At 56.0% G+C, this 13,328-nt stretch carries 16 protein-coding genes; 10 read left to right on the top strand and 6 right to left on the bottom strand.

Annotated elements, in window-relative coordinates; all coding sequences use genetic code 11:
• Positions 1-199: 199 nt before the first annotated feature.
• Positions 200-2,533: an acylase gene (locus EE949_RS12335; protein WP_122664551.1), complete on the top strand. Its 2,334-nt coding sequence runs from the start codon at positions 200-202 to the stop codon at positions 2,531-2,533.
• 101 nt (positions 2,534-2,634) lie between these two features.
• Here the strand turns inward: EE949_RS12335 and EE949_RS12330 are convergent, their stop codons facing one another.
• Entirely contained in the window at positions 2,635-3,666 is a 1,032-nt protein-coding gene (locus tag EE949_RS12330; protein WP_122664550.1) for a FecR family protein, read from the bottom strand.
• Positions 3,667-3,865: 199 nt separating this feature from the next.
• On the opposite strand from EE949_RS12330, the gene EE949_RS12325 reads away from it, so the two are divergent.
• From EE949_RS12325 to EE949_RS12315, 3 genes are all read left to right on the top strand, one after another.
• Complete coding sequence (locus EE949_RS12325) at positions 3,866-4,318, top strand: GNAT family N-acetyltransferase (protein ID WP_122664549.1); 453 nt, start codon at positions 3,866-3,868, stop codon at positions 4,316-4,318.
• Positions 4,319-4,388: 70 nt separating this feature from the next.
• Complete coding sequence (locus EE949_RS12320) at positions 4,389-5,417, top strand: Ldh family oxidoreductase (protein WP_122664548.1); 1,029 nt, start codon at positions 4,389-4,391, stop codon at positions 5,415-5,417.
• 126 nt (positions 5,418-5,543) lie between these two features.
• Positions 5,544-5,741, top strand: a complete 198-nt coding sequence (locus EE949_RS12315; protein ID WP_122664547.1) for a hypothetical protein — start codon at positions 5,544-5,546, stop codon at positions 5,739-5,741.
• On the opposite strand, the gene EE949_RS12310 is transcribed toward EE949_RS12315, so the two are convergent.
• On the bottom strand, positions 5,692-5,952 hold the full coding sequence (locus EE949_RS12310) for a hypothetical protein (RefSeq protein WP_122664546.1): 261 nt from the start codon (positions 5,950-5,952) through the stop codon (positions 5,692-5,694). The genes EE949_RS12315 and EE949_RS12310 overlap by 50 nt on opposite strands.
• 159 nt (positions 5,953-6,111) lie before the next feature.
• Here EE949_RS12310 and EE949_RS12305 point away from each other — a divergent pair, with 159 nt between their 5' ends.
• Entirely contained in the window at positions 6,112-6,366 is a 255-nt protein-coding gene (locus EE949_RS12305; protein WP_122664545.1) for a ParD-like family protein, read from the top strand.
• Complete coding sequence (map, locus tag EE949_RS12300; RefSeq protein ID WP_122664544.1) at positions 6,363-7,154, top strand: type I methionyl aminopeptidase; 792 nt, start codon at positions 6,363-6,365, stop codon at positions 7,152-7,154. Before EE949_RS12305 ends, map begins: the two co-directional genes overlap by 4 nt.
• Before the next feature lie 44 nt (positions 7,155-7,198).
• Here the strand turns inward: map and EE949_RS12295 are convergent, their stop codons facing one another.
• The 4 genes from EE949_RS12295 to EE949_RS12280 form a co-directional block, all read right to left on the bottom strand.
• Positions 7,199-7,453, bottom strand: a complete 255-nt coding sequence (locus tag EE949_RS12295; protein ID WP_122664543.1) for a hypothetical protein — start codon at positions 7,451-7,453, stop codon at positions 7,199-7,201.
• A gap of 67 nt (positions 7,454-7,520) precedes the next feature.
• On the bottom strand, positions 7,521-7,763 hold the full coding sequence (locus tag EE949_RS12290) for a DUF6555 family protein (RefSeq protein ID WP_122664631.1): 243 nt from the start codon (positions 7,761-7,763) through the stop codon (positions 7,521-7,523).
• Between the two features lie 310 nt (positions 7,764-8,073).
• On the bottom strand, positions 8,074-8,775 hold the full coding sequence (locus EE949_RS12285) for an endonuclease (RefSeq protein ID WP_122664542.1): 702 nt from the start codon (positions 8,773-8,775) through the stop codon (positions 8,074-8,076).
• A 4-nt stretch (positions 8,776-8,779) separates the two neighbouring features.
• The gene (locus EE949_RS12280) at positions 8,780-9,031 is read right to left on the bottom strand and encodes a DUF1654 domain-containing protein (protein ID WP_122664541.1); all 252 of its coding nucleotides are present in this window, start codon (positions 9,029-9,031) and stop codon (positions 8,780-8,782) included.
• Positions 9,032-9,226: 195 nt separating this feature from the next.
• Between EE949_RS12280 and EE949_RS12275 the strand changes: the two genes are divergently transcribed.
• The 4 genes from EE949_RS12275 to EE949_RS12260 all read left to right on the top strand — a co-directional run bounded on the left by EE949_RS12275 (position 9,227) and on the right by EE949_RS12260 (position 13,327).
• Positions 9,227-9,616 carry a hypothetical protein gene (locus tag EE949_RS12275; protein WP_122664540.1) on the top strand — a complete coding sequence of 130 codons (390 nt, stop codon included), beginning with the start codon at positions 9,227-9,229 and terminating at the stop codon, positions 9,614-9,616.
• 147 nt (positions 9,617-9,763) lie between these two features.
• Positions 9,764-10,726 (top strand): sugar ABC transporter substrate-binding protein, encoded by a 963-nt coding sequence (locus tag EE949_RS12270; protein ID WP_122664539.1) that lies wholly within the window; start codon positions 9,764-9,766, stop codon positions 10,724-10,726.
• Positions 10,727-10,781: 55 nt separating this feature from the next.
• Complete coding sequence (locus tag EE949_RS12265) at positions 10,782-12,332, top strand: sugar ABC transporter ATP-binding protein (RefSeq protein WP_122664538.1); 1,551 nt, start codon at positions 10,782-10,784, stop codon at positions 12,330-12,332.
• A complete protein-coding gene (locus tag EE949_RS12260; RefSeq protein WP_122664537.1) occupies positions 12,332-13,327 on the top strand; it encodes an ABC transporter permease in 996 nt (331 codons plus the stop codon). Before EE949_RS12265 ends, EE949_RS12260 begins: the two co-directional genes overlap by 1 nt.
• Position 13,328: the final 1 nt, after the last annotated feature.

Genomic DNA, 13,328 nt, shown 5'->3' with positions numbered 1-13,328 from the left:
GAAAATACTTGCCTCACTTACTAAGACGTATGAGCGCTGAAAATCCTCAGCATTTTCCGAAAAAAAGTTTACCGATCATCCTTTCAAGCCTCTCTAAGTGAGCCGTTGATCCCTAAATTTTCCTCCTGTTCTTCGTCTTTAACTGAGCGACAGCCCGTCAAGGCTGTACCTGTCCAAAAGCCAGCCATCAGGAGTCAGAGTGATCATTTTCAAGCGCGTGCCGACGTTGTGTATTTGCGGATTGTTGTTAGGCCTGAGTCTCAGTGCTCATGCGCAGTTACCTGTCGGTCAGGCTGGCGCGGAGATTCGTCGGACGACGTTCGGCGTGCCGCATATCCGCGCGCAAAACGAGCGCGGCCTTGGCTACGGTATTGGTTACGCCTACGCGCAGGACAACCTCTGTCTGCTGGCCAATGAAGTCATCACGGTAAACGGCGAACGCTCGCGTTACTTTGGTCCCGAGAAGCAGACCACCGAGCAGCGCAATAACATGGCCAGCGATGTGTACTTCAACTGGCTGAATACGCCTCAGGCTGTCGCCGCGTTCTGGAAGGCCCAGACACCACAGGTCCGGCAATTGGTCGAGGGGTATGTCGCGGGATATAACCGGTTTCTGACGGAGACGCGACAAGCCGGTAATCAGGGTGAATGTTTGCAGGCTCAGTGGCTGCGTCCGATCACCACCGACGATCAGGTCAAGCTCACCCGCCGCCTTCTAGTCGAAGGCGGTGTGGGGCGTTTTGCCGAAGCCCTTGCCGCCGCCGCACCGCCCGCTGCCACCGTCACCAGTCACTCAATGGATTCGACGTCATTCGCCAGTGCTGTTGCCCATGATCAGGACTTTGCTCTGGAGAGGGGGAGTAACGCTGTGGCGATTGGTCGTGACCGATCCGAAAATGGCCGCGGTATGCTGTTGGCCAACCCGCATTTTCCGTGGGTGGGCGGCATGCGTTTTTATCAAATGCACCTGACCATCCCCGGCAAGCTCGATGTCATGGGGGCCGCGCTGCCGGGACTGCCGTTGATCAATATCGGCTTCAGCCAGCACCTGGCCTGGACCCATACGGTGGACACCTCCAAACACTTCACCTTATACCGGCTCAAGCTTGATCCAAAGGACCCCACCCGTTATCTGGTTGACGGACAATCGCGCCCGCTGCAAAAGACCCGTGTCAGCGTCATGCTGAGCGACAAGGATGGCAAGCCGCAGCAGCAAACCCGCGAGATTTATCAGTCCGAGTTTGGCCCCGTGGTGCAGTGGCCGGGCAAGCTGGACTGGAACCGTGAATATGCCTATAGCTTGCGCGATGCAAACCTTGGCAATGATCGGGTCATGCAGCAGTGGTATGCGATGAACCGGTCCAGAAACCTTGCGGAGCTGAAAAGCGCATTGCAGAAAATTCAGGGCATCCCTTGGGTCAATACGTTAGCCGTAGACGATCAGGGGCAGACGCTATACACCAATTATTCAGTCGTTCCGAATGTCAGCAGCCAGAAGCTGGCGCAATGCAGTGATCCTGCTGCTGGTCTGGAGATGATCGTGCTGGACGGCTCGCGCAAGGCCTGCGCCTGGGACAACGATACGTCAGCGGCGCAGCCAGGGATCTTCCCAAGCTCAGCGTTGCCGGTGTTGAGCCGTAGCGATTATCTGCAGAACTCAAATGATTCGGCGTGGATGACCAATCCGGCGCAGCCATTGACGGGCTTTTCGCCACTGATCAGCCGTGATGCCCAGCCGCTTGGGCCGCGTACACGTTTTGCCGTGGATCGTCTCGGCAGCCTGCAGCAGGCTGGCAAGGTCACAATTGCGGACTTGCAGGCCATGGTGATGGATAACCGGGTGTATCTCGCCGAGGCCGGTGGGGTGCTGGACGATCTACTGCAGTACTGCGCGGGTTACTCCGGACCTGACGCTGCAACGGTCAAAAGTGTCTGCACGAGCATGAGCCAGTGGGATCGCAGTGCCAATCTGGATGCAGGCGTGGGGTTCGTGCATTTTCAAAACATCGCCAAGGCGCTGCAGGCTGTTCCGAATGCCTGGCGTATAGCCTTTGACCCGGCCAATCCGGTCCATACACCTCGCGGTCTGGATTTGCGCCAGGCCGGTGTAACGGGAGCGCTGCATGCCGCCGTGCTGGCATCGGCGCAACAGCTGAGCAAAGCCGGTGTGACTGAAGAAACGCGCTGGGGCGATATTCAAGTCTCTACTGCGGGCAAGCAGCAGACGCCAATCCATGGTGCTCCGGGAGTTCTGGGCGTCTACAACGCGATGCAGTCTGTGCCGCGTCCTGATGGCAAGCGTGAAGTGGTCAGTGGCAGCAGCTATTTGCAAGTGGTGAGTTTTGACGAGCACGGTCCTCTGGCTCAGGGCTTGCTGGCGCCGTCGGAGTCAACCCGTGAAGAATCCCCGTATCGTCGGGATCAGACCGAAGCGTTCTCTAAAAAGCAATGGGCCGTATTGCCGTTCACCGAGCAGCAGATCACGGCAGACCCTGCTTATCAGTTGCAAGTGATCAAGGAAGGGCAGCAGTAATCTCGGGGGGAGGGGCGAAAAGGCTGGCTCGGGTCTGGTGTGGATCGCGTCCAGCCTTATTGTCGGAATGCCGGCGAGACATGCTCGGGTGGGGCGTCAGGCTAGCCCTTCGGTGTGATACCCGGTCGCCTGTTGATGACCTGATTACCTTCTTTGTTTCGGGTCACCGTCACAGGCAATACCTTGGGTAAAGAGGTCACCAAGCCAGCCATGTCCTGCGTGTTGTAACTGCCGCCGATACGGATCGCGCCAGTTGCATTGTCAGCGAGCAGAATCGGTTGGGGCAGGTAGCGGTTGATCAGCGGCAGCGCCTGCGCCAAGGGCAGGTTGTTGATGATCAGCTTGCCATTGCGCCAGGCCAGGATGTTGTCGTTGGCGTAGGTTTCGCTGATCTGCGGTTCGAAGTCGCCACTCTTGTAGCTAGCCTGCATACCGGGTTCAAGGCGATATCCGCTACCCGGTTGGGAGCTGTCACTGACCACTTGCACAGAGCCTTCGAGCAGCATGACCCGGACCTGGTCCTGGTACATCCATACGTTGAATTTGGTGCCGGTAACCTTGACGCTGCCCTGACCGGCTTTCACTACAAATGGATGCTGGGCATCGTGGCTGACCTCGAAGAACGCCTCGCCCTTGTCCAGCACGACACTGCGTCGATCCTTGTAGTTGGCGAACGTCAGGCGGGTTCCCAGGTTCAGTTCCACACGGCTACCGTCTGCCATGGTAACCAGGCGAGTGCTGCCGTTGGCTTCATAGCTGTCATAAGCATTGGGCAGCCAGCCCTGATTCCAGCCTATGTAACCTGCTACCGGCAAGGCGAGGGCAACGATGGCCGCTGCGGCGGCATAATTACGCCAGGTTCTACCGGATGCTTTGGCTGCTGGATTGCTGCCCAAGCGCACGACATTGTCGCCGGCAGGCAATGGATTGACCGGCACCACCTGCTCGGAAATATCCCAGATTTCCAGCATCGCTTCATATTCAACGGTATGCAGCGGATGCGCATGCAGCCAGTGTTCAAATGCCTGACGCTCCTCTGCGGTGCAATCACTGGCATGCATGCGCATGCACCAATGTGCTGCGGCATCGGTGACGGCATCGTATTCGGCTTCGCTGAGAATTGGGTCGCTCATTGGTACTCCGGCTGTAGGAGTATTCTACATGCGCGTGGGAGCGGGGGAGAACAGTTGTGGCTATTGAATATCAACGCATCAGTCCATTTTTTTGGTAATAGCGGTCGATTCGCGTTAACGCATTGTTTAACCACTCCTGTTAAGCGCTCTCCGGTATTAAACTGCCGTTTTTCATATACAACCTCTCACGGAGCCATGGATGAACGTGCGTATCGAACATACCTCCAATCCTACTGAAGAAGACGTCTCGGCAATCCTAACGCCTTTGCGCGCTTATAACGTCGCCAAGGCAGGCCAGTCCGGGGCAGAGAAATTCGCACTGCTGGTCAAGGATGAACAAGGCGACGAGGTTCTCGGCGGGTTGAAGGGCAGCATTTTTTATAGCTGGATGTTCATCGAGTTGCTGGTAGTGCCGGAACAAGCCCGGGGGCAGGGGCTTGGCGTACGTCTGATGGCAATGGCTGAAGACCTGGCGCGTGAGAAAAACTGCACAGGTATATGGCTCGATACGTTCGATTTTCAGGCACCTGAATTTTACAGAAACCTCGGGTATAACGAGTGCGGTCAAATTAACGATTATCCACCCGGGCATCGACGTTACTTTTTTCAGAAGCGTCTGGATCAAACTGATGGTGTAGATTCAGCTCTTTAAGGGTGAGCGTTAATCTCGACTATCGTCACGACACTCTTCCTGTTGTTCACGCTGACCTCCGGAGTCTTCAATGTCTGCACCCCATGACAACCAGACGCATACCCTTGGCTTCACCGAGTTGACCGAGGTACTGCGGCAGATATTTGTGCGCCATGGCACTTCGGAGGAGGTGGCTAAGGTGTTGTCGAAAAACTGCGCAAGTGCCCAGCGCGACGGCTCTCACAGTCATGGCATTTTTCGCATTCCCGGTTATTTGTCTTCACTGGCCAGTGGCTGGGTCGACGGCAAGGCGGTGCCTGTAGTCGAAGACGTAGCTGCTGCATTTATCCGCGTGGATGCGGCCAATGGCTTTGCGCAGCCTGCGTTGGCGGCTGCCACGCCATTGCTGATCGAAAAGGTAAAAAGCGCAGGTATCGCGATCCTGGCCATTCGCAGCTCCCACCACTTTGCTGCTTTGTGGCCGGATGTCGAGCCTTTTGCCAAGCAAGGGCTGGTGGCGCTGAGCGTCGTCAATAGCATGACTTGCGTGGTACCCCATGGCGCACAGAAACCTCTGTTTGGCACCAATCCGATAGCGTTCGCCGCGCCTCGCGCAGGCGGGGAGCCCATTGTTTTTGATCTGGCGACCAGTGCTATTGCCAACGGCGACGTGCAGATTGCTGCCCGAGCGGGTCGCACCTTGCCTGCCGGAATGGGCGTTGACCGCGCTGGGCAACCGACGCAAGACCCTAAAGCCATCCTGGATGGCGGGGCACTTCTGCCGTTCGGCGGCTATAAGGGCTCTGCACTGTCGATGATGGTCGAGTTGCTTGCAGCTGGCCTCACGGGAGGCAATTTCTCGTTCGAGTTCGACTGGTCTCGACATCCCGGTGCGCAAACCCCCTGGACCGGACAATTGCTGATCGTGATCGACCCGGATAAAGGCAGCGGCCAACACTTCGCAACGCGTAGCGAGGAGTTGGTCCGGCAGATGCAGGGTGTGGGGCAGGAGCGCATACCGGGTGATCGGCGATACCTGGAGCGGGCAAAGTCACTTGCGGGCGGCATCGAGATCTCGTTGGCAGAATGGGAGAACCTGCAAGCACTTGCCCGTGGCTAAGCGCTCAGCATAAAACCGTGCAGGGCGACTGATCGGTAACACAGCCGTTCGTCGTCATCTGGCTTGCGTTATCACGCTGATCCAAATACTGTATGTTTAAACAGTAATTTGAAAGAGGCGGTCGCCATGTCCCTTGAACGCGTTGCACAGACTTCACCTGATCACGTATCCATCATCGCTGGCATGGATGAAATGCAGCGCGAAGATTTTCTGGCTCTGGCGGCCGCGCTTCGTCAGTTCAATGCCTACGAACCTCTGGTGTCCATGGCTATCGTCAACGCCCGGCACGCGGTTGAATGTCATAGTCGGCTGGCGGCTGACTGACTTCAGTGTCTGCAGGCGCAGCCTGCTCGGTTTCAGCCATTCCGTCCGAGCGGGCATGACGACTCTTCCCGTTGCGTATCAAGCGCAACGCCAGCAGTGTGCCGAACAGCGAAATCACGCACCAGCCCAGCAGGAAATTCACCACGCTTGATTCTCCAGACCGCGCCTGATGCAAAGCATAGGCGTGGATAATCGAGCCTTTTTTCAACATGATGGAAGTGGCTCTTGAGCTTTATACCACTGTGACTGCAAATGTTCAGGGTCTTTCAGGCGCCGTGATGTGTTGCTACAGAGGGTCAGATAAATTCCCTTTGCTTGATTGGCTGTATATGAAACGTATATGATTCATATATTCCATTCGAGGTGAATCATGGGTCTGGTCAAGATTTCCGAACATATGCACGCCAATATCCGCGCAGCAAGTGCCGCGCTGAGCCGTTCGATCAATGCTCAAGCTGAACACTGGATGCGTGTCGGCATGCTCAGCGAATTGCACCCCGGGCTGAATTACAGCGAGATTTGCCAGATGTTGATCCGTACAGAAAATGCCGACGGCATTGTTTTGAGTGCGCAGACCTTCGATATTTCGCCTGTTCAGTCCCAGGCACAGGTAGCTTCTCGATGAGCGGCCCTGTCAGCATCAAAAGTGAAGCAGATCTGGTTCAATTGCGAATCGCCGGCAGGTTGGCTGCTGACGTTCTGGCCATGATCAAGCCGCATGTAAAAGCAGGCATCAGTACCGAGGCGCTGGACGATATCTGTAATGAGTACATCGTCAAAGAGCTGAAAGTGATTCCAGCCAATGTCGGCTATCACGGGTTTACCAAAACCACCTGCATCTCACCCAACGCAGTGGTATGCCACGGTATACCGTCGGCATCAGACATCCTCAAGGATGGCGACATCATCAATATCGATGTCGCTGTCATCAAAGACGGTTGGTATGGCGACACCAGCCGCATGTATTTCGTGGGCGAGGTCAGCCCGCTGGCGAAACGTCTGGTACACACCACCTACGAGGCCACGCGTGCGGGCATTCACGCGGTGTGCCCAGGCGCAACGCTGGGTGATATCGGGCATGCCATCCAGACGGTCGCGCATCGCGAAGGTTTCAGTGTCGTTCGTGAGTATTGCGGGCACGGGATCGGGCGTAATTACCATGAAGACCCTCAGGTCCTGCATTACGGCGCTCAGGGCAAGGGAATGCGGCTCAAGCCAGGCATGGTGTTCACCATCGAGCCCATGATCAACGCAGGCAAGCCAGGTACCAAAGTCCTGCCGGACGGCTGGACAGTCCTGACCAGGGATTTGTCGTTGTCTGCCCAGTGGGAGCATATGGTCGCGGTGACCGAAACGGGATTTGAGCTGTTGACTCCATGGCCGGAAGGCACGGGCGAATACCCGGAAATCTGACGTAAAAAAGCCCGACCTGAAGCAGGTCGGGCTAGATGTTTTGCTTACGCGTCGCAGGCCTTCGCGGCTACAACTCCAGCAGAGCTGAGCTTGATTGGATAATTCAACGAGCGACCCGCCTTGCCCGTGGAATCAACACTGCCATCATGAATAAGGCCGTCCTTCTGCAACTGCTCCAGGGTGTCCGCGACTGCGTTCTCCCCCCGATAGTTGTCCAGTACTTCTTTGCCCAGTCCGGTGGGGTGGGCGTGCAGTAGTCGGGTCAGGACTTCTTTTTCAAGGTCTTTATCGATGGTCATGCTTACCTCGCGTTGCTGGTTTGATGAGCGCTGCTTGATAAGTGGGACCGCCTCGAAATCATTTTGTTTAGACTTTCTCTTCCTTGCGTGTCTTTTTCCAGTGCACCTGGGTTACGCCCAGTATCTCTGCCTGAAGAAGCGCCAGTCTGATCGGTCCTGTAGCTACGCTGTCGTCTAACTGCCAAACGCCCGCGTGCAGTGTTGCAATGTGCAGCGCATCGCTTTCGCAAAGCTGCAGTGCCTGATGAGAGAAGTGCCGAGGTTCGCCGCGAAACTGATAATGAATTTCAAAATCCGTCTGATCGTTCATCATTGCCCCTGCCTGTGGGATGTCGAGATACATCTCTGAAAATGCGTACTTCCTGGTACCTGGAAGCTTGAGTGGAGGAGGCTCAACAGCGTGCTACCAGTTCATTTAGAGATCGATACAGGCTTGCAAAGACTTCAAGCGGCCTTGAATCGTACTACTGCTCCAGATGTCCTTTTGTCTGAAAAAGGGAAGAGGAGAATTACACTGATTTAGACATATTTGTACACATCTCCGATGAGCGGTGGATGTGTTTTTTCCGGTTGCTCAAGGGGCTCTAGACAAGCCCCTCAACGCCCTTCGTGGTTGCTGTTCAGCCGCAGCTCTTCAGGTCCACCGGGCCCACGAATTCATTGCCTCGGCCCATTACGCAGGCGACTCGCTGATTGCGCTGGCGCTCCCAGCTTTCGACCGGATAAGTCTTGTTCCAGGCTTGGTATAACTGCTGATCCTGACGTGACAGGCGCAAGTTGTACTGCTTGCTCATATAGAAGTAAGTGCGCGCGATCATGCCGCGAATGGAAGGCCGTGGCATGACCTTTTTGGCCTTGAAATCAACCTGCGTCAAGCACGAGCCGTACTGACCGGTCTGGGTTGGAAGCCAGCCAAAACTGAAGTTGTTTCGGTCGCCATTGACCTCGCCAATGCTGGGTACCAAGTTGTGCAGGTCGGCTTCGGCTTGCTGAAAAACCTTGTCGTTTTTCGTGCAGTTCTTGCGTCCACCGTTCTGCCAGCACTGGCGCAGGTGGCCGATTTGCCATGCAGGGACAATATGCTCCCACTCAATACGTTTGGCCCGCGTTGCGTTTTTGCGCGGAACGTAACCGCAGCCAGCGATATCGACTTTATTACCGCTGTATTTACAGCCGCAGTAAAACTCGGTGGACTGAGCCGAATAGAGACCCCAGGCAACCTTTTTCGCCTGGCTGAACGTATGGGGCGCTTCGGCAGTAGCGGTGAGTGACGTCGTGAGAAGCAGTGAAGTACAAAGCAGGGTAAAAAATCGCACAATCATGCCGTCAATCTTCCTTCGGCACTGTCCAGAAAATTTGCACGCCGCCATCATCCCGATAGGCGAGGGTTACGTTGTCGTTTTCCGCGATCTCTTCAAGCAACTGATTCCATTCGTCCTCAACTTCGTCCGGCAGGCGGAATATCAATGCTGCTTTGGCTTTTTGCGCCGTCGGCGAATTGATGATCTTCTGCACTCGCACGCCTAGACGTTCGTAAGAGCTGGGGAGGGACTGAGTTGCTGCGCCTGGATTTGCCACGGAATGGTTCCTTGGGTTGCTGTACGGGCATACAGTATTTCACTGTGGGCCGTTTCGCAACTCTGCTGTAGGAACAAATTCACGGGGTTGTGCGATTGCGCAGAACTGGTGAGTTGCCGTTGGGCATTCAATCCTCAAGAAAAATCTGAACAGGCCGATTGCTGGAGCAGGACTCGATTTTTCAGGATGACGGTAATGACTATTTCCGCGCTTGGTTTTTCAGCATCTACATTCAGTGTCAATGCAGGCTCCGCCGCCAGCGCAGAAGCCTCGTCAGAAGACAAGAAGAAGGTCGATAGCACCGCACTCGGGGATAAAAAGGTCAGCGGCGATATCACTGATCATCTGAGTGTTTCAGCAAAACAGATGCTCAAGCGTCTGGCCGAACTGCAATCCCAGTTGCGTGATCTGCGAGGTAAAATGCGGGCTGCAGAAAACGCCTCCTATTCAAATCTCGCTGCGCGGAACGCGGTTGTGGCGAGCTTTCAAAATCAGATATCAGCCATCACCGGAACCATTTTGCTCATGTCCGGTTCGTTGTTCAGAGAGCTGGACCGAAGCGGTGGTCTGAACATCACGGTATAAATCACTCCTCGATTTTAGCTTTTCCGAGCGTTGACAATTCCTGCGCCGGTTCTCATAGTTCACATCTCGCAAACGTTTGCGCCATGGTCCGTGATCATGGTCGTCGCGTGTTGCCCGACACAATAATCATAAGATCGGAGTGTACCTATGAAGCTGCCATTTGCTGGACGCGTTCTTGCCGTCGCTATGCTCGCTGCTGTTGCCGCTACTACCTCTCTCCCGGCTTTATCGGCTGAGTCTTCGGACAAGCCTAAAGTCGCGCTGGTCATGAAGTCCCTTGCCAATGAATTCTTCCGGACCATGGAAGATGGCGCCAAGGCTTATCAGAAAGAAAACGCCGACAAGTTTGACCTGATTTCCAATGGCATCAAGGACGAGTCGGACACGTCCAACCAGATTCGCATCGTCGAGCAGATGATTGTTTCCAAGGTCAATGCGCTGGTTATTGCCCCGGCAGATTCCAAAGCGCTGGTACCGGTCATCAAGAAGGCCATGGATGCGGGCATTACCGTGGTGAACATCGACAACCAGCTTGATGCCGATGTGCTGAAAAGCAAGGGTATCAGCGTTCCGTTTGTGGGCCCCGACAACCGCAAGGGCGCGAAGCTGGTGGGTGAATACCTGGCCCGCGACCTGAATCCTGGTGACGAAGTCGGGATTATTGAAGGTGTTCCCACTACCACCAATGCTCAGCAACGCACCGCCGGTTTCAAGGACGCCATGGACGCCAGGCAGATGAAGATTGTTTCGGTGCAGTCTGGCAACTGGGAAATCGACAAGGGTAATGCTGTTGCCTCGGCCATGCTCAACGCTCATCCGAACCTGAAGGCTTTGCTGGCTGGTAATGACAGCATGGCGCTGGGCGCTGTGTCTGCCGTTCGTGCGGCGGGCAAGGCGGGGCAGGTCAAAGTGGTTGGCTACGACAACATCAAGGCTATTCAGCCCATGATCGAAGACGGTCGGGTACTGGCTACCGCCGATCAATTTGCCGCCCGGCAAGCCATGTTCGGCATCGACGCAGCCTTGAAAATTCTCAAGGGTGAAAAGGTCGAGACGGTTAATGGCGTGATCGAAACGCCAGTGACGCTGATCACCAAATCCAAACCGTAACCCCTTCGCCGAATGACTGCATCTGCCTGTACCGGGCAGGTGCACGGAGAGTTTTATGTCGGCTTCAGCTCAAACCGCTGTGCTGTCTGTCAGCGGTATAGGCAAGACCTACGCGCAACCCGTGCTGGGCGACATCGACCTGACGTTGATGCGTGGCGAAGTGCTCGCCCTGACGGGGGAGAATGGCGCCGGTAAAAGTACCCTTTCGAAAATCATAGGCGGCCTGGAAGCACCAACTACCGGGCAGATGCAATTTCAGGGGGAAAGTTATCAGCCGGCAAACCGTACGCAGGCAGAAAAGCTTGGCGTGCGCATGGTGATGCAGGAACTCAATCTGCTGCCCACGCTGTCTGTTGCAGAAAACCTGTTCCTCGACAACTTGCCGCGTCGTGCAGGCTGGATCAACCGCAAGCGTCTGCGTGAAGACGCGATCAAGGCCATGGCTCAAGTCGGGCTGGACGCTATTGATCCGGACACGCTGGTCAGTGAGCTGGGTATCGGTCACCAGCAGATGGTGGAAATTGCCCGCAATCTGATCGGTGACTGTCGTGTGCTGATACTCGATGAGCCTACGGCCATGCTGACGGCCCGGGAAGTCGAGATGCTGTTCGAGCAGATCATTCGCCTGCAGGCGCGTGGCGTTTCGATCATTTACATCTCTCACCGCCTTGAAGAGTTGCAGCGTGTTGCACAACGTATCGCTGTGCTGCGTGACGGCAAGCTGGTGTGCGTCGATGCCATCGCCAACTACAGCAGTGAGCAGTTGGTGACGTTGATGGTCGGCCGGGAGCTGGGTGACAAGATTGATCTGGGGACACGCCAGATTGGGGAGGTCGCCCTGAGTGTCAAAGGCCTTGGGCGTGGCGAAAAGGTTCGGGATGTCTCATTCCAGGTCCGTAAAGGTGAGATTTTCGGCATTTCCGGATTGATCGGTGCCGGCCGCACGGAGCTGTTGCGCCTGATCTATGGCGCAGATCTCGCCGACACCGGCAGCATCGAACTGGGTAACCCGCTTCGGGCGGTCTCGATTCGCTCTCCTGCCGACGCAGTTCGCGAGGGCATCGCGCTGATTACCGAAGATCGTAAGGGCGAAGGGCTGCTGTTGACTCAGTCCATCAGCGCCAATATCGCCTTGGGCAATATGGATGCGGTATCGGCTGGCGGGCTGGTCAACGCTCACGATGAAGCGAGCCTGGCAAAACGGCAGATTGATGCCATGCGTATTCGCAGTTCTGGTCCGGCGCAACTGGTTTCAGAGCTGTCCGGTGGTAATCAACAGAAGGTAGTTATCGGACGTTGGCTGGAGCGCGATTGCCCGATCATGCTGTTTGACGAGCCTACCCGCGGCATTGATGTAGGGGCCAAGTTCGATATTTACGGCCTGCTCGGCGAACTGACCCGTCAGGGCAGGGCATTGGTGGTGGTCTCCAGTGACCTGCGTGAGCTGATGTTGATCTGTGATCGCATCGGCGTGCTGTCTGCCGGGCGTCTGATCGATACCTTCGAACGCGACAGCTGGACCCAGGACGAACTGCTTGCCGCCGCATTTGCCGGCTATCAAAAACGCGACGCGCTGCTCAGTGAAGCGGCGCCGAGGACTGCTTGATGAAAACCTCTACCTCTTCACAGGCTTTGTCTGCATCGGCGAAGCGTGGCGGTACTTATTTCGGGCTGGGCACCTACCTGGGCCTGGCGGGTGCCTTGCTGGCAATGATCGTGCTGTTTTCGCTGCTCAGCGATCACTTTCTCTCGTACAACACGTTCAGCACCATCGCGAATCAGATTCCTGATCTGATGGTGTTGGCGGTAGGTATGACGTTTGTGCTGATTATCGGTGGCATTGATCTGTCCGTGGGTTCAGTGCTCGCTCTCGCGGCATCAGCAGTCAGCGTAGCGATTCTTGGCTGGGGCTGGAGTATTTTCCCGGCTGCGCTGTTGGGCATGGCCTGCGCCACACTGGCGGGCACGCTGACCGGCTCGATTACGGTCGCCTGGCGAATTCCTTCATTTATCGTGTCTCTGGGTGTGCTGGAGATGGCCCGTGGTGTTGCCTACCAGATGACTGATTCGCGCACCGCTTACATTGGTGATGCTTACGCCTGGTTATCAAACCCGTTTGCCTTCGGCATCTCGCCCTCGTTTGTCATTGCCTTGCTGGTGATTTTTGCCGCGCAAGCGCTGCTCACCCGCACCGTATTTGGACGCTACCTGATCGGCATCGGTACCAACGAAGAGGCCGTGCGCCTGGCGGGCATCAACCCCAAGCCCTACAAGATTCTGGTGTTCTCGATGATGGGCCTGTTGGCGGGCGTCGCGGCGCTGTTCCAGATTTCCCGTCTGGAAGCCGCCGACCCTAACGCCGGCTCGGGGCTGGAGTTGCAGGTGATCGCCGCAGTAGTCATTGGCGGCACCAGTTTGATGGGCGGACGTGGTTCGATCATCAGCACCTTCTTTGGCGTGTTGATCATTTCGGTGCTGGCGGCCGGGTTGGCGCAAATCGGTGCCACGGAGCCAACCAAGCGGATTATCACCGGTGCGGTGATTGTCATCGCCGTGGTCCTCGACACTTATCGCAGTCACCGCGCAAAACGTCAGGTCTGAC

Origin of the sequence: Pseudomonas viridiflava, from assembly GCF_900602065.1 — a bacterium.
Lineage (GTDB): Bacteria > Pseudomonadota > Gammaproteobacteria > Pseudomonadales > Pseudomonadaceae > Aquipseudomonas.
This window is presented reverse-complemented; position numbering and strand designations above follow the sequence as displayed.

Bases quoted from the DNA above. Each gene is read 5' to 3' on its own strand.
- EE949_RS12330 (WP_122664550.1), bottom strand. From the start codon at position 3,666: ATGAGCGACCCAATTCTCAGCGAAGCCGAATACGATGCCGTCACCGAT.
- EE949_RS12325 (WP_122664549.1), top strand. From the start codon at position 3,866: ATGAACGTGCGTATCGAACATACCTCCAATCCTACTGAAGAAGACGTC.
- EE949_RS12320 (WP_122664548.1), top strand. From the start codon at position 4,389: ATGTCTGCACCCCATGACAACCAGACGCATACCCTTGGCTTCACCGAG.
- EE949_RS12315 (WP_122664547.1), top strand. From the start codon at position 5,544: ATGTCCCTTGAACGCGTTGCACAGACTTCACCTGATCACGTATCCATC.
- EE949_RS12310 (WP_122664546.1), bottom strand. From the start codon at position 5,952: ATGTTGAAAAAAGGCTCGATTATCCACGCCTATGCTTTGCATCAGGCG.
- EE949_RS12305 (WP_122664545.1), top strand. From the start codon at position 6,112: ATGGGTCTGGTCAAGATTTCCGAACATATGCACGCCAATATCCGCGCA.
- map (WP_122664544.1), top strand. From the start codon at position 6,363: ATGAGCGGCCCTGTCAGCATCAAAAGTGAAGCAGATCTGGTTCAATTG.
- EE949_RS12295 (WP_122664543.1), bottom strand. From the start codon at position 7,453: ATGACCATCGATAAAGACCTTGAAAAAGAAGTCCTGACCCGACTACTG.
- EE949_RS12290 (WP_122664631.1), bottom strand. From the start codon at position 7,763: ATGAACGATCAGACGGATTTTGAAATTCATTATCAGTTTCGCGGCGAA.
- EE949_RS12285 (WP_122664542.1), bottom strand. From the start codon at position 8,775: ATGATTGTGCGATTTTTTACCCTGCTTTGTACTTCACTGCTTCTCACG.
- EE949_RS12275 (WP_122664540.1), top strand. From the start codon at position 9,227: ATGACTATTTCCGCGCTTGGTTTTTCAGCATCTACATTCAGTGTCAAT.
- EE949_RS12270 (WP_122664539.1), top strand. From the start codon at position 9,764: ATGAAGCTGCCATTTGCTGGACGCGTTCTTGCCGTCGCTATGCTCGCT.
- EE949_RS12265 (WP_122664538.1), top strand. From the start codon at position 10,782: ATGTCGGCTTCAGCTCAAACCGCTGTGCTGTCTGTCAGCGGTATAGGC.
- EE949_RS12260 (WP_122664537.1), top strand. From the start codon at position 12,332: ATGAAAACCTCTACCTCTTCACAGGCTTTGTCTGCATCGGCGAAGCGT.